This window comes from Cryobacterium sp. TMS1-13-1 (genome assembly GCF_004403125.1).
GTDB classification, from domain to species: domain Bacteria; phylum Actinomycetota; class Actinomycetes; order Actinomycetales; family Microbacteriaceae; genus Cryobacterium; species Cryobacterium levicorallinum.
Genome location: NZ_SOGX01000007.1, coordinates 60,947 through 76,344, shown reverse-complemented (window position 1 = coordinate 76,344; position 15,398 = coordinate 60,947). Strand labels below are relative to the sequence as shown.

The window sequence follows — 15,398 nt, the reverse complement described above, 5'->3', positions numbered from 1 at the left end:
TGGCCAATTCGAGCGAGCCGGGCCTAAACGACGCCGACCAGTGCACTCCGGCGGCGTTGTACCCGCACCCAGACGATGAACCCGATGATGGTGAACGCCCCGTAGAACAGATACAGCACGGCGGAGGCGTAGTAGCCGGCGCTGATCAGCAGCGGCACCCCGACTACGTCGACGGCCACCCAGATCAGCCAGAACTCGGTCCATCCCTTGGCCATACCGTAGGTCGCGAGCAGCGAACCGGTGAAGATCCAGGCATCCGCCCAGACCGGTTCGAACGAGCCGAGCGCACGAAAAATCGGGGTGAGCACGAGGGTGCCGGCGATCAGCCCAGCGGCGAGCAGAATGCGGGTGCGGTTGCCAGCCCAGTGCGGCGCGACGGCAACGTGCACGGCGGAATTGCGGCTGCGCTGCCACTGCACCCAACCGAAGATCGACACGACGATGAACATGATCTGACGGCCGGCCTGCCCAAGCAGGTTGACCGGGTTCGGCGTCCCGAACACGGCGCCGAGGAACACTGTGAACAACAGCACGTTGCCGACGATCCCGACCGGCCAGGCCCAGATCTTGCGGCGCATGCCCCCGACGGCGCTCGCAATTCCGAAGGCGTTGCCGATGACCTCGCGCCAGAGAATGGTCTGGGTGCCAAGCTGCAGCTGCGCGTCGAATAGCCATTCAATAGGATTCATGGGATCTTTTCTGCCAAACGGCACGCACTCGCGCACCGGCGCGGGGAAAACGCAGCACATCCCAATGTACGCCGCTGACCGGCGGAATCTGGCCGGTGACGCAGCAGTTCCCCGGCAGGCCAACGGTCACGCTGGGGCACTGCCTTCAAACGGATACTGGGGGCTAGTTCACCTCGTTACGGTGAGCCGAGTCGCGGGCCAACCCGCCGCGCTCCCGCGACCTGGCTAGTTCACCTCGTTGGGGTGAGCCGAGACTCGGCCGGCGCGCTCGAGCGCGGAGATCATGGTCACCTCAGTGTGGGTCAGTTCGAAGTCGAACACGTCGAAGTTCTCCGTCATGCGCGCGAGGCGGTTCGACTTGGGGAACAGGATGTTGCCGATCTGCAGGTGCCAGCGAATGACGACCTGCGCTGGCGACTTGCCGTGCGCGTCGGCAGCATCCGCGATCACCTGCTCGTCGAACAGGGGGTACTTGCCCTGGCCGAGCGGGCCCCAGGCTTCAATATTGATGCCGTTTTCGCGAGCGAAAGCGGTGACCTCCAGCTGCTGGTGTGCCGGGTGCAGCTCGATCTGGTTGACGGCGGGCACGATGCTGGTCTCGTGCAACAGCCGGTCGAGGTGCGGCACCAGAAAGTTCGACACGCCGATGGAACGGGCGCGGCCCGACTCCTGAATCTTTTCGAGGGCCCTCCAGCTCTCGACGAACTTGTCGTTGGCCGGAGCCGGCCAGTGGATGAGGTACAGGTCGACGTAGTCGAGGCCGAGCTTCTCGAGGCTCTCCTCGAACGCGTCAAAGGCTGATTGGGTACCCTGACGGTCGTTCCAGAGCTTGGTGGTGATGAAGAGTTCGGAGCGGGCGATGCTCGAGGCTGCGAGCGCCTTGCCCACACCTTCCTCGTTACCGTATATCGCGGCGGTGTCGATGTGGCGGTACCCGACCGAGAGCGCGTCGGCCACAATGCGGGTAGTTTCGTCTGGTTCGACCTTGAACACGCCGAAACCGAGCTGAGGAATCGTGTGGCCGTCGTTGAGGGTGATGGTGGGTACAGATTTCGTCATCGCCCCAGCCTATAAGCAGGGCTCCTCGACACTCTCTCCCAACCCCCAATGTTCACTGACCGCGAAAGCGCCCGCGCTGGCCAGCACGGGCGCTTTCACGTCGCGGGTGGGGGCGAAGTAATATTGATACTTCATGGAAACGCTCAATATCACCTTCCCACCCGAACTGCCGGTCAGCCAGCGCCGGGAAGACATCGCCCGCGCGATTCGCGACAACCAGGTCGTGATCGTCGCCGGATCGACCGGGTCGGGCAAGACCACCCAGCTGCCCAAGATCTGCCTCGAACTCGGCCGCAAGAACATCGGCCACACCCAACCGCGCCGGCTCGCCGCGCGCACCATCGCCGAACGTATCGCCGAGGAGCTCGGCCAGGAGGTCGGGCAGCTCGTCGGCTACCAGGTGCGGTTCACCGACAAGGTCGGCGCGGATACCCGCATCAAGTTGATGACCGACGGCATCCTCTTGAATGAGATTCACCGCGACCGGATGCTGCGCAAGTACGACACGATCATCATCGACGAGGCGCACGAGCGCAGCCTCAACATTGACTTTCTGCTCGGGTATTTGCGGCAGCTCCTGCCCAAGCGCCCCGATCTCAAGCTCATCATCACCTCGGCCACCATCGACCCGGCCAGTTTCGCAAAGCATTTCGCGGCCGCCGACGGTACCCCGGCGCCCGTCGTCGAGGTGTCAGGGCGCACCTTTCCGGTGGAGATTCGCTACCGCCCGCTCGTGGCCGAGCCCGGCATCGACGACGATGACGACACGACGGATGCCGCTCCCCCGGTCGACCGCGACTACATCGAGGGCATCACCACGGCTCTCGACGAGCTCGAACGGGAATCCAACGGCGACGTGCTCGTGTTTCTCTCCGGCGAGACCGAGATTCGCGACGCCGCCGATGCCCTGCAGGGCAAGTACGCCTCCTCGGCTAGCCGCAACCCCACCGAGGTTCTGCCGCTCTATGGCCGGCTGTCGTCGGCCGACCAGCACCGGGTGTTCCAGCCGTCGACGGTGGCCGGGGTCAAGCGGCGCATCGTGCTCGCGACCAACGTGGCCGAGACCAGTCTGACGGTGCCGGGCATCCGTTATGTCATCGACGCCGGAACGGCGCGGATCAGCCGGTACAGCGTGCGGTCCAAGGTGCAGCGGTTGCCGATCGAAGCGATCTCGCAGGCCTCTGGCAACCAGCGCAGCGGCCGCAGCGGCCGCACCAGCGACGGTATTGCGATTCGGTTATATTCCGAAGAAGACTATATGCGCCGCCCGGAATATACCGAGCCGGAGATTCTGCGCACTAACCTCGCCGCGGTCATTCTGCAGATGATCTCGCTCGGCCTCGGCGACATCGCGTCGTTCCCGTTTCTCACGCCGCCGGACAGCCGCAATATCAAGGACGGCCTCGACCTGCTCGCCGAACTCGGCGCCATCGAGGCGGAGGGTACCGGCCGCACCAAGAGCGGTCGCCGCCCGGTTGAAACGGATGCCGCCCCCGCCGCTGCCGGCCCGGCCACCCCGCGCCTGACCCGCATCGGCCAGCAGCTCGCGCAGCTACCGATCGACCCGCGCTTTGGCCGCATGGTGATCGAGTCGAAAACGCAGGGCACCAGTAGGGAAGTCATGGCGATCGTCGCCGGGCTGACCATTCAGGATCCGCGGGAGCGCCCGCTCGAACGGCGCGCGCAAGCCGACCAGTTTCACGCTCGGTTCGCCGACCCGACGAGCGACTTTCTCAGCCTGCTCAACCTTTGGAACTACCTTGAGAAGCAACAGTCCGAACTCGGCTCGAGCGCCTTCCGTCGACTGTGCAAGAACGAGTACCTGAACTACCTGCGGGTGCGCGAATGGCAAGACGTCTTGCGCCAGTTGCGCCAGCTCGCCAAGCCGCTCGGGCTGCAACTCGGTGAACCGAGCGCCAACCCCGACGGCGTGCACCGGTCGTTGCTGGCCGGGCTGCTCTCGCACATCGGGCTGAAGGATGTCGCCAAGAAGGACTATGTCGGCGCCAGACAGCAGCGCTTCGTGCTGTTTCCCGGCTCAACCCTGGCCAAGAAGCAGCCGAACGCGGTGATGAGCGCCGAACTGGTCGAAACCAGCCGGTTGTTCGCCCGCATGAACGCGGTCGTCGACCCGGCCTGGGCCGAACCGCTCGCCGGCAACCTGTGCAAGCGCAGCTACTCCGAACCGCACTGGGAGATGAAGCAGGGCGCCGCCGTGGTCTACGAACGGGTCACCCTGTACGGCGTGCCGATCGTGGCCCGCCGCCGGGTGCAGTTCTCCCGGATCGACCCGGCGTATGCCCGCGAGTTGTTCATTCGGCACGCCCTGGTCGAGGGCGAGTGGGACCGCGCGTCTGGACCGCAGTCTGCTTCGGCCGAGAAGGAAGCGGATCGCGGCTCCCGCGGACCATCCCGCAACGAACGCGTCACCATCTCAACCGACGGCGGCGACGCCAGCGGTGGGCGCGGCGCTGGCCGCGCACCCGCCGTTGGCTCGAGCGCCAGCCGCGGCGGACGTCCCGGCCAGACGCGCGACCCCGGCATGTGGGCGTTCGAACGGGCCAATGCGCGGCTGCGGGAGGAACTGGCCGAGCTGGAGGAGCGCACCCGGCGCCGGGACATCCTCTTTGATGACGAAGCGGTGTTCGACTTCTATCAGCGTCGCATTCCGGCCGACGTGTCGTCAACCAAGAGCTTCGAGGGCTGGTGGCGCACTGCTCGGTTCGATACCCCCGACCTCCTGACCATGACCGTCGACGCGCTCGTCGCCGAGGACTCCCCCGAGATCGATGAGGGACTCTTTCCGCCAAGCTGGCAGCAGGGCGACCAGCGCCTGACCCTCGGCTACCGCTTCGAACCCGGCGAAGAAGACGACGGCGTGACAGTGCGCATTCCGCTCGCGCTGCTCGCCCGCCTCTCGCCGAACGGTTTCGACTGGCAGGTGCCCGGCCTGCGCGCCGAGCTCGTGACCGCCATGATCAAGTCGCTGCCGAAAAGCATCCGGCGCAATGTCGTGCCCGCCGCCGACTGGGCAGCTCGGCTGCTCGTCGAGCTGCCGAGCGAGCCCGGAATCGTGGAGGCGCTGCCGACGCCGGTGCCGCAAGGCTCGTTCGCCGAGACGCTCGCGGCGCTGGTTCAGAAGCTCACCTATGTGCCGGTTTCCGCGCGCGACTTCGAGCTGGGCCGGGTTCCGTCGCACCTGCGCATGACCTTTGTCGTCACCGACGAACGCGGGCGCACGGTCGCCGCCGACAAGGACCTCGCAGATCTGCAACGGCGGCTCGGTACCCGCGTTCGGGAGAGCGTCGCGAAGGCGACGAGCGCCGCGGCTCCCAGCAACGCGATCGAGCGCGGCGGCATCACCACCTGGGACCTCGGCGAGCTCCCGCGCTTTCTCGACGCGTTGCAGGGTGACAACACGATTCGTGGGTATCCGACGCTGGTCGATGATGGGGCATCCGTTTCTATTCGCATGATGAGCACCGAGCTGGAGCAGGCGCGCGCGCTGCCCCGCGGGGTGCGCCGGCTGCTGCTGCTAGCGACGCCGTCGCCGGCCGCGTATGTGCAGCAACACCTGACCGCCGCCGAGAAGCTTTCGCTCGCGACCAGCCCGTATAAGAGCACGCAAGCCCTGTTCGAGGATTGCCTCGCCGCCGCGGTCGACGACGTGCTGTTTCGGGTGCGGCCCGACGGGCAGGTGTTCATGAAGGCCGAGTTCGACACCATTCGCGACCGGGTGTCGGGAGTCGTGATGGACTCCATGTTCGAAACGGTCGGCTTGGTTGCCCGTATTTTGACCGCTCATCGGCTGGCCGACAAGGCGCTCAAGGCCGCGACCAGCATGGCCTTGCTGCCCGGAATCAGCGATGCCCGCCAACAGCTGACGGCGCTGGTCTACCCGGGATTCGTCAGCGAGACCGGCCTGGCCCAGCTGCGACACCTGCCGCGCTACCTCAGCGGCATCAGCGCCCGGGTGCCGAAACTGGTCGACAACCCCAGTCGCGACCGGGTCTGGATGAACGAGACCCAGGCCGCGACCACGCGGTTCGAGAACGCCGGCGGCACGATGCCGCTCAGAGCGGATGCCTCGGCGCCGGTCCTGCGCGCCCGCTGGATGATCGAGGAGCTGCGCATCAGCCTGTTCGCGCAGGAACTCAAGGCCGCCGAATCCGTGTCGCTGCAGCGCATTCAAAAGGTGCTCGCCGGGTAGTTTGCCGCTACGGCCGTATTCTGCTGCCCGGGCCCACCTTACGGAACCAGGCCCATGATCCATCATGGGCCCGGTTTCCGGGCCCGGGCCCGGGCCCGGGAGGCAATGGAAGCGAAGCCGACGGGTGGCGGCACTGTCCGGCCCCACGCGTTTGACTATCGGAGTGCACGCACCGGTAACTTTCGGCCGCTTGGGCCCACCTTACGGAACCAGGCCCATGATCCATCATGGGCCCGGTTTCCGGGCCCGGAAAGGAGAGAGCGGGGGCTAGAGGACCTTGGAGAGGAAGGCCTGGGTGCGGTGGTGCTGGGGGTTTGCTAGCACCTCGGTGGGGATACCGCTCTCGACGACGACTCCGCCGTCCATGAAGACGAGCGAGTCGGCGACCTCGCGGGCGAAGCCCATCTCGTGGGTGACCACGATCATGGTCATGCCATCGCGGGCCAGGCCCTGCATGACGTCGAGCACCTCACCGACGAGCTCCGGGTCGAGCGCGCTGGTCGGCTCGTCGAACAGCATGAGCTTGGGCTCCATCGCCAGGGCGCGGGCGATCGCGACCCGCTGCTGCTGGCCGCCGGAGAGGTGCGCGGGGTAGTAGTCGGCGCGTTCGGCAAGCCCTACCCGAGCCAGCAGGGCGCGGGCGTTGGCCTCGACCCCGGCCCTGGACAGGCCCTTGACCCGGATCGGCGCTTCCATCACGTTTTGCAGCGCGGTCATGTGCGGAAACAGGTTGAAGCGCTGGAACACCATGCCGATATCCCGGCGCTGCCGAGCGGCCTCCTTGGGGCGCATCTCGTAGAGCTTGTGGTTGGCCTCGCGGTAGCCGATGAGCTCACCGTCGACGCTGAGGCGGCCGGCGGAGACGACCTCGAGATGGTTGATGCAGCGCAGGAAGGTGGACTTGCCGGATCCGCTCGGCCCGACCAGGCACATGACCTCGCCTCGCTTAACCTCGAGCGAGATGCTCTTGAGCACCTCGTTGGAGCCGAAGCTTTTCGAAACGCGGTCAGCGACCACCATGGGGGGCTCAATAGCGGCGAGCATCATCGTTCTCCCTGGTTCGGGTCGGTAGGCGGCAGCACCACCGTGGGTTGGCCACTGCCGATGACCGGGGTGGCGCCCGTCATGGCGGCGGTCGCGTCATCCGCTTTCTTATCGGGACGTCGATCACCGATGCCGCGGGCGAACCGCTTCTCGAGAAAATATTGGCCGACCATGAGAATGGAGGTAAAGAACAGATACCAGATCGACGCGACGATGAGCATCGGCACGGTGTCGAAAGTCACGGCAGCGATGTCGCGGGAGCGCGTGTACAGCTCGAGGGTGAACGGAATCGCGGTCACGAGCGAGGTGGTCTTGAGCATCGAGATGACCTCGTTGCCGGCCGGCGGAATGATCACCCGCATCGACTGCGGCACGACGACGCGCACCATCGTCTGGAACCAGCTCATGCCGAGCGCGGTCGCTGCCTCTTCCTGCCCGCTGTCCACGGAGAGCAGCCCGGCGCGCACAATCTCCGCCATGTAGGCGGCCTCGTTGAGCGCCAGTCCGACGATCGCGAGAATGAACGCGCTCAGCGCGACGCGGGTCGGGAAGGACGCCCACGGTTCCGTGAACGGCAGCCCGATGTCGATGGACTGGTAAATCGTGCCGATCAGGCCCCAGAACACCAACTGAACATAAACAGGGGTGCCGCGGAACACCCAGAGGTACACCCAGGCGATGCTGTTGACCACCGGGTTCGGCGAGAGCCGCATGATCGCCAGGGTCACGCCGAGAATAATCGCGATGACCATCGAATACACCGTGAGCTGCAGGGTGACGAACGCCGCCTGCGAGATGCGCTGGTCGAACAGGTACTTGCCGACCGCCGGCCAGTCGTAGGCCGGGCGCATCGCCGCATCCGCGATGAACAGAGCAACAATGAGCAGTAACACGACCGCGAAGGTGTTGCGCCACGGGTGGCGCAGGCGAATCGCCTTGATTCCGGGCTCCGTCTCGCCGCCGGTCGCGGCCGTGTTCGTCATGATGCGGGTCGCTTATTCTCTAGCCGTTGGATGCGGCGTTGATGGTGATGGTGTCGATGCCACCGTCGGTGACACCCCAGGCGTCGAGGATCTCGCCGTAGGAACCGTCATCGACCATCGACTGCAGGGCAGCCTGCACGGCCTTGGTTAGTTCGGAACCCTTGTCGACCGTGATGCCGTACGGCGCAGTGTCGAAGCTTTCGCCGGCGGGCGCCAACTTGCCGTCGGTCTTGGAGATGGCATACAGCGTGACCGGGGAATCGGCGCTGAGGGCGTCAGCCTTGCCGAGAACAACCGCGTTGGTCGCCTCGTCCTGCGAACCGTAAGGCAGAACCTCGATCTTCTCCAAACCGGCCGCGACGCAGGCCGCGCTCTTGGCGGGCAGCTCATCGGTGTCTTGAACCGTGTTGTCCTGCACGGCGACGGTCAGGCCGCAGGCATTGTCGGGGTCGACGGTAGATCCGGTCGGCGCGGCCCAGAGAATTCCGGCGTTGTAATAGTTGACGAAGTCAACCTGCTTCTCGCGCTCAAGATTATCGGTGAACGACGATTCGCCGATGTCGACGGTGCCGCCGGTGATGCTCGGAATGATGTTGTCGAAGGACGCAATCTGGTACTCGGCGGTAAGGCCGAGCTTGGCGGCGATGCCGGCGGCGAGTTCAATGCCCCAGCCGATCGGTGCGCCGGCATCATCCTTGAACTCGTTCGGCGGGTACGCCGCGTCGGTTCCGATAACGAGCACGCCCGCGCTCTTGATGTCTTCGGGGAGCAGCGCGACGGCTGCAGCATCCGCTTCGATGGTGGTACCGGCGTCGGTGGGCGTCGTGGCGGCCGGATTCGAGTTGTCGACACAGCCGGTGAGCAGCAGAACGGCGGCGGCGGCGAAAATCGGAACAATGTAACGTGCGCGCATGGCACTTCCTTCTTGATTTGGTCGAAAATGCGCGGATTCAACGGTGAACCCACACGCGAGTAGACCTAACGAGCCTAGTGCAACCGCAGCCGACTGTTTTCGAGCCCCTGGCATTCAAGCGGTTTTGACCAGCGGATGCTGCGGATCTATCGTCAAAAGGTGCCTAACCTGAGACCGAACATCCTGTACACCTCACCGACCGACCCGCTCGCGGCGCCGCTGGTGGCCGAACTCTCGCGGGAGTATGACGAGCGCTACGGCCTGAACGACGGGATTCCCTCGTCGGTCGAGCTCAGCCGGTATCCGGCCCGGCGCTTTCAGCCGATCGATGGCGGCACCTTTCTGCTGCTCGTCGAGAACGGACAAGCAGTCGCCGGTGGGGCGTTCATGCGGGGCGAGGACGATTCCGTCGAGGTAAAAAGAGTCTGGACGCACTCCGCGCATCGCCGCCGTGGATTTGCCCGCCAGGTGATGGCCGAACTGGAGGCCGAAGCAAAGCGGCGGGGCATCCGCTCTATTGTGCTGACCACGGGAGCACGACAACCCGAAGCGGTGGCGCTGTACCTCGCGCTCAAGTATGAGCCGCAGTTCGACCTTGACGACGATTGGGAATCGATCGGGTATTTGGAGTTTCGCAAGCAGCTCGCCGTCGTCGACGAGCAGTTCAGCTAGTACATGCTGAATACGGAATATATGTACGAGGCAGCCGATTCGGCGGCTTCGAGCAGCTGCACGGTCTGGTCGACGACCTCGGTGAAGGGCAGGTTTTGCGCCAAGATTGTGCAGAGCGGGCACCAGCCCGGTGGTTGACCGGCCCGCCGGGCCCTGCAGCTGTGCGGCGTGCAGCTGTGCGGCGTGCAGCGCCTCGATAGCGAGAATCTCAAGCAAGAGCGCGACGACCCGATCGGCCGCATTCGAGAGCCGGTCGAGCCGGTCCAGCTCGAGCGCTCTGACCTCAACGCTGTGGGCGTTGCTGCTGAGGCAGGCGAGGGCTTCGCCGGGTGCGAGGTCGACGATCGTCGCGCCCGGGGGCGAGCGCGCCGCTGGCTTCGGCCTGACGGATGATGTTGAACGCGACCCGGTCCTTGGCCGAACCACCGGGGTTGCGTCCTTCGAGCTTGACCAGCACCCGGGCCGGCAGCCCGGCGGCGAGCACCCGCAGCTCAACCAACGGGGTATTACCCACAAGGTCGGCGACGCTCGCGAGCACGTCTTCGCGCAGCGGTTCGTCCGCCGACGGCATCGGTGCCGCGAGGTGCCCGGTACTGCTCATCTCTCCATGGTAAATTTCACGGCGCACACTGACCCCATGCGTCCTACTAATGCCGGCACGCCGAAAACGGATGCCGCGGCGCCTGCTGGCTTACGCTGCATCCGTTCTGAGAAAAGTTACTGAATAGCGGCGGAAAGCAGGGCGACGTAGTCGTCGAGTCCCCAGCTCAGCGAGAGTCCGGTGGGCGGGGAAACGGACGAGATGAAGGCCGCTCCGACCGGGCTTGCGACCGTGCCGGCCTGCACCTGCTGCATGGCCTGGGCGTAGCTCGCGTTCAGGAACGCGTCGGACTCTTCCTGGGTGGAGCCGAAGTTGACCAGCAGGTCGCTGTCGAGCTGGTCGAGCTGCTCGTAGCTGAGCGTGTAGTAGAAGCTCGCCTCGTCGGTCGCGAGGTCGTCGACGGCGGGAGCGCTGACGAAGCCGAGGTCGAGTGTGAAGTCGACGCGCGGGTCTTCCTTCTTATAGATGTAGAAGGTTCCGGCGCTGTCGCTTGTGAGGGCGATGGTCTTGCCGGCGAATTCGGGGTGCGCGGCGGCCTGATCGGCGATTTCGGTGTCGATCGATGCGAGCAATTTGTCGGTCTCGTCGGTCTTGCCGAGCGCGGTTCCGGTGATTTCGATCAGTTCGCGCCACGGGGTGGCCCAGGCGTCGCCCGGGTAGGCGACGACCGGGGCGATCTCGCTGAGCAGGTCGTATTCCTGCTCGGTGATGCCGGAGTACGCGGCGAGGATCACGTCGGGCGCGGCCGCGGCGATGTCTTCGTAGGGCGGCTCCTGGGTGTCGGGCAGGATGACGGGCATCTCTTCGCCTTCGAGCGCCTCGTTGATCCACGGCAGCACGCCGTTTTCGTCGCCGGCGTAGCTTTGGAACGGCATCGCCACCGGAGTCACGCCGAGCGCGATCGCGTCGTCGGCGCTGCCCCAGCCCCAGGTCACGACGCGGGTCGGCTGCTCGTCGATCGTGGTTTCGCCGAACGCGTGCTCGATGGTGACGGGAAAGCTGCCGGATGCCGCGGCGTCCAAGGCAGGGCCGGTCGCGTCATCCGCGGCAGCCGTGCAACCGCTCAGGGTCAGAGCGAGGATGCTGGCGGCGGCAGCCAGTGTGACGGTGAGGCGTCGGGACACGAAAATCTCCAGTTCGTCGGTCGCGGGCGACATTCTCGCCCTGCACGATAAGGGTAGCCTACCCTAAATAGATACGCTTTCGATTTGTCGGGATTCGGGCGCAGCCTCTGGGACCGCTGTCGGAGGGGCAGCAGGCGCAGCGCTGGGGACAGCGCTGTCCGACCCCGAAGCCGGCGCCCGGCCGTGGAACCGACCGATCGGTATGACCATGGGCGAGCCGCAGACCGGGTCGGGTCTGATGAGCGCCTCGAGGTCGAAGGCCTCGCGCACGATCTCGGCCGTGAGCGTCTCGGCCGGCGCGCCATTGGCGACGATGCGTCCAGCCCGCATAACGACAAGGCGATCGGCATAACGAGCGGCCAGGTTGAGGTCGTGCAGCACCATCACGACGGTCGTACCGCGCTCACGATTGCGTTCGAGCAGCAGGTCGAGCACCTCGATCTGGTGGGTGACATCGAGAAAGGTGGTCGGTTCGTCGAGCAGCAGAATCTCGGGATCCTGCGCAAGCGCCATGGCAATCCAGACGCGCTGGCGCTGGCCGCCGGAGAGGTCCTCGAGGCGGCGGGAGGCGAGCTGGTCGGTGTTGGTGGCGGCCATGGCCGCGGCGACGGTCTCTCCGTCGGTGCTTGACCACTGCCGAAACCAGCCCTGGTGCGGGTAGCGTCCACGCCCGACGAGGTCGGCCACGGTGATGCCGTCCGGGGCGACCGGCTGCTGGGGCAGCAGGCCCACGACGGTCGCGACCTTCTTGCCGGGGAGTGCGGCGATGTTGCGACCATTCAGGGTAACCTGGCCGACATCCGGTTTCAGCAGCCTGGCGAGGCCCTTGAGTAGCGTGGATTTGCCGGAGGCGTTGGCCCCGACGACGACGGTGATCGCGCCGGGAATCACCTCGAGGTCGAGGTTGTCGATGATGCGGGTCTGGTCGTAGCCGAGGCTGACGCCCTCGGCACGCAGGAGCTGGGTCATCAGGCGCCCTTTCCGGTTTTATTGCTGGTGGCGAGCAGCCAGAGCAGGTAGGGGGCGCCGATCGCGCCCGTGATGATTCCGGCCGGCAGTTCGAGCTGCCCCGGCAGCAGGTGTTGGGCGGCGAAGTCGGCGGCCGTGGTGATCAGCGCTCCGATCAAGGCGGCCGAAATCAGGGCGAGCCCACCGGAGCCGACGATGCGACGGGCGATCGGCGCCGCGACGAACGCCACAAAGGCGAGCGGGCCGACCGCCGCTGTCGCCGTCGCGGCGAGGGCGACCGCGATCACGAGCAGCACGAGTCGGGTGCGTTCGGCGCCAACGCCGAGGCTCGTCGCAAGATCGTCACCAAGCTGCAGGGCGCGCAGGCGGCCGCTCAGCACCCGAATGATGGGCAGCAGCATGAGCAGCACCACGGCGACGACCGAAATATCCTGCCAGCGGGCGCCGCTCACACTGCCGACCAGCCAGAGCAGGGCGCCCTGCGCGTCGTTCAGGTCGGCGCGGGAGAGCAGATAGCCGAGCAGTCCCTGCACCATGAACGCGACCCCGACACCGATCAGCACAAAGCGGTAGCCGACGACTCCGCCGCGCCAGGCCAGCAGATAGATAGCGCAGGCGACGATAATGGCCCCGGCAAACGCCGCGAGCGAGGTGGCGACGGCACCGAAGCCGAGAATGAGCATGCCGAACACTGCGGCAGCGCTCGCTCCCCCGGTCACTCCGATGATGTCGGGGCTCGCGAGCGGATTGCGCAGCACGGTCTGGAACAGTGCGCCCGAGATTGCGAACGCCACGCCGACGAGCACGGCGAGGGTCAGCCGCGGCAGACGCAGCGACAGCACGATGAAGTTCTCGCTCTGCGTTCCCTGCCCGGTGAGCGTGCGCAGCAGGTCGGGCACGCTGAGCGAATACGCTCCGATCGCGAGGCTGAAGGCGCCGACGATGACGAGGGCACCGAGCAGTCCGAGCACGATCCGGCGCTCGCGTCTGCGGAGCTGCGCGCGCGTGTGGGCCAGCGGTGCGGCATCCACTGCCTTAACGGACGCTGCCAAAACGGATGCTGTCGTCAGGGCCATCACAGGCCGGCCAGTTTCACTCGGCGCACGAGCGCAATGAGTACCGGCGCGCCGAGGAAGGCGACGACGAGGCCGGCCTCGATTTCGCCGGGCTGGGCGATGATGCGGCCCAGCACATCCGCCGCGACGAGCAGGGTGGGGCCGAGCAGCGCGGAGAACGCGATAATGAGGCGGTAGTCCGGGCCGGTGATCCAGCGTGCCACGTGCGGCACGGCGAGTCCGACGAACACAATCGGGCCGGCCATCGCGGTCGCCGAGCCGCACAGCAGCACGATCGCGACGGCGCAGACGATGCGAGCGGTCACCAGATTTTGGCCGAGACCACGGGCGAGATCGTCCCCGAGGGCGAGGGCGTTGAGCATACGTGCGGCCACGATGGCGAGAATCGCGCCGACCAGAATGAACGGGGCCAGCGGCAGGGCGGCGTCGAGGCCACGCGCGACGAGGGAGCCAGCGGCCCAGAACCGATAGCGATCGAAGGCCTCCGAGTCGGCCAGCAGCACGATGGTGATGAGCGAGGTGAACGCCGCTGTCAGCGCGGTTCCGGCGAGAGCCAGCTTGACCGGGGTGGCGCCTTCACGGCCGAGCGAGCCGATCAGATAGACGATCGTCGCGGCCACCGCGGCGCCGATAAAGGCGAACCAGACGTAGCCGAGCGCGGTGGTGACGCCGAACCAGCCGATGCCAGCGACGACGACCAGGGAGGCGCCGGCGTTGACGCCGAGCAGACCCGGGTCGGCGAGCGGGTTGCGGGTGACACCCTGCATGAGGGCCCCGGCCAGGCCGAGGGCCAGGCCGGCGAGCAGTCCGACGACCGTGCGCGGCACGCGCAGGTCCAGGATGACGGTGCGGTCAGTCAGCGCAGTGTCGGTCAGGGTTCGATCGGGGTTCATTAGCGCATCGAGCACGGCGCCGAGGGCGATCTCCCGGGTGCCGACGATGAGCGACGCGGCGATGGTCAGAACGAGCAGCGCGAGCGCGAGCGCGAAGCCGATGACGACGCGGCGCGGCCGGGTTCGGGTTCGGGTTCGCTCCGGCCGTGCCAGAACCAGGGTCACTGAGCTTCGGACCGGCCGAGCCGCCAGTAGCCCATGAAGGCCACGCGCTTTCGGTCGATGCCGGTTTCACTCACCAGAAAACGGCGCAGCAGCTTGATCATGCAGGATTCACCCGCGAGCCAGGCGTAGAAACCGGTGCCGGCTTCATCGTTGGGCGATTCCCAGAGCAGATCGCAGTCCACGTCGATGTCCGCCCAGGGCTGCGGGGTGGCGGCGACCGCTGTCTTGACGAGCGAACGATTGTTCGCCACCCAGCCGCGCACCGCGGCGTCGAGTCGCTCACCGTGCGGGGCGGTGTCGCGAGCCAGCCAGGTGATTTCGCAACCGGCGGGAAGGTCGAGGGGTAGGGCATCCGCTTCGGTGGGCACTTCGATGAAGGCGCGCGCGCGGCGGCCGGCCGGGAGACTCTCGAGGATGCTGCAGATGGCTGGAGCTGCGGTTTCGTCGCCGGCCAGCAGCAATTCGGTCGCCTGCGCCGGGTGCCAGTCGAGGCCGATGGCGCGGCCCGGGCTGCGCTCGTCGGGCCCGATGATGAGCACGTCACTGCCGACCGACGCGGTGTACAGCCAGCGCGCGGCCGGGCCGAGCGGGCCGTGACCGTTGTGGGTGAGGAAATCCACGTCGATTTCACGCAGTTCGGGGCGCACAGCGCGAACCGTGTAGGTGCGAAACGGGTTGCGATCGGCGTCGGGCAGCGCGCGCCAGCGGGCGTACCAGCTTCCGTCTGCGATGGTGGACTCGTCGTTTGCACCAATGTCGGACAGACCACGGCCGGGCAGCGGCAACACGATCTTGACCCTCTGGTCGAGCCCGGCGGTACTGAAGGTGTCAAACTGCTCACCGAAGAAGGTCACCCGCGTGAAATGCTTACTCAGAGAACGGATGCCCACTACCGTGGCCCGATAGGGTCGATAGGCTGGACGATCCAGGACCGCGGTCGCACTCTCGTTCGGTAAGGTAAGCATTGCCTTAGTATGGCATGCCTTATCTGGAGCATGTC

At 66.3% G+C, this 15,398-nt stretch carries 12 protein-coding genes and 1 pseudogene; 2 read left to right on the top strand and 11 right to left on the bottom strand.

Annotated elements, in window-relative coordinates; genetic code table 11:
* Positions 1 to 23: 23 nt before the first annotated feature.
* Together pnuC and E3T31_RS06045 are read right to left on the bottom strand one after the other, a co-directional pair.
* Positions 24 to 689 (bottom strand): nicotinamide riboside transporter PnuC, encoded by a 666-nt coding sequence (gene pnuC / locus E3T31_RS06050; RefSeq protein ID WP_134467944.1) that lies wholly within the window; start codon positions 687 to 689, stop codon positions 24 to 26.
* A gap of 225 nt (positions 690 to 914) precedes the next feature.
* Positions 915 to 1,748, bottom strand: coding sequence for an aldo/keto reductase (locus tag E3T31_RS06045; protein WP_134467943.1), 834 nt, complete (start codon positions 1,746 to 1,748; stop codon positions 915 to 917).
* A gap of 133 nt (positions 1,749 to 1,881) precedes the next feature.
* On the opposite strand from E3T31_RS06045, the gene hrpA reads away from it, so the two are divergent.
* On the top strand, positions 1,882 to 5,958 hold the full coding sequence (hrpA, locus tag E3T31_RS06040; protein WP_134467942.1) for an ATP-dependent RNA helicase HrpA: 4,077 nt from the start codon (positions 1,882 to 1,884) through the stop codon (positions 5,956 to 5,958).
* 267 nt (positions 5,959 to 6,225) lie between these two features.
* Here the strand turns inward: hrpA and E3T31_RS06035 are convergent, their stop codons facing one another.
* The 3 genes from E3T31_RS06035 to E3T31_RS06025 are packed head-to-tail and all read right to left on the bottom strand — an operon-like array spanning position 6,226 to position 8,898.
* A complete protein-coding gene (locus E3T31_RS06035) occupies positions 6,226 to 6,978 on the bottom strand; it encodes an amino acid ABC transporter ATP-binding protein (RefSeq protein WP_166787452.1) in 753 nt (250 codons plus the stop codon).
* A 23-nt stretch (positions 6,979 to 7,001) separates the two neighbouring features.
* On the bottom strand, positions 7,002 to 7,985 hold the full coding sequence (locus tag E3T31_RS06030) for an amino acid ABC transporter permease (protein ID WP_134467940.1): 984 nt from the start codon (positions 7,983 to 7,985) through the stop codon (positions 7,002 to 7,004).
* 19 nt (positions 7,986 to 8,004) lie between these two features.
* Positions 8,005 to 8,898, bottom strand: coding sequence for an ABC transporter substrate-binding protein (locus tag E3T31_RS06025; protein ID WP_174844853.1), 894 nt, complete (start codon positions 8,896 to 8,898; stop codon positions 8,005 to 8,007).
* A 159-nt stretch (positions 8,899 to 9,057) separates the two neighbouring features.
* Between E3T31_RS06025 and E3T31_RS06020 the strand changes: the two genes are divergently transcribed.
* Positions 9,058 to 9,570, top strand: coding sequence for a GNAT family N-acetyltransferase (locus tag E3T31_RS06020; RefSeq protein WP_241977693.1), 513 nt, complete (start codon positions 9,058 to 9,060; stop codon positions 9,568 to 9,570).
* A gap of 352 nt (positions 9,571 to 9,922) precedes the next feature.
* Here the strand turns inward: E3T31_RS06020 and E3T31_RS06015 are convergent.
* From E3T31_RS06015 to E3T31_RS05990, 6 genes and pseudogenes are all read right to left on the bottom strand, one after another.
* Positions 9,923 to 10,141: pseudogene (locus E3T31_RS06015) on the bottom strand (pyridoxal-phosphate dependent enzyme); the annotation flags it as partial.
* 146 nt (positions 10,142 to 10,287) lie between these two features.
* Entirely contained in the window at positions 10,288 to 11,328 is a 1,041-nt protein-coding gene (locus E3T31_RS06010) for an iron-siderophore ABC transporter substrate-binding protein (RefSeq protein ID WP_134467939.1), read from the bottom strand.
* 30 nt (positions 11,329 to 11,358) lie between these two features.
* Entirely contained in the window at positions 11,359 to 12,264 is a 906-nt protein-coding gene (locus E3T31_RS06005; protein WP_134467938.1) for an ABC transporter ATP-binding protein, read from the bottom strand.
* Entirely contained in the window at positions 12,264 to 13,340 is a 1,077-nt protein-coding gene (locus tag E3T31_RS06000) for an iron chelate uptake ABC transporter family permease subunit (protein ID WP_134467937.1), read from the bottom strand. Before E3T31_RS06000 ends, E3T31_RS06005 begins: the two co-directional genes overlap by 1 nt.
* Positions 13,340 to 14,398, bottom strand: a complete 1,059-nt coding sequence (locus E3T31_RS05995) for an iron ABC transporter permease (protein WP_166788399.1) — start codon at positions 14,396 to 14,398, stop codon at positions 13,340 to 13,342. The genes E3T31_RS06000 and E3T31_RS05995 overlap by 1 nt, the downstream gene beginning before the upstream one ends.
* Entirely contained in the window at positions 14,395 to 15,363 is a 969-nt protein-coding gene (locus tag E3T31_RS05990) for a siderophore-interacting protein (RefSeq protein WP_134467936.1), read from the bottom strand. The genes E3T31_RS05995 and E3T31_RS05990 overlap by 4 nt, the downstream gene beginning before the upstream one ends.
* Between the last annotated feature and the right edge of the window lie 35 nt (positions 15,364 to 15,398).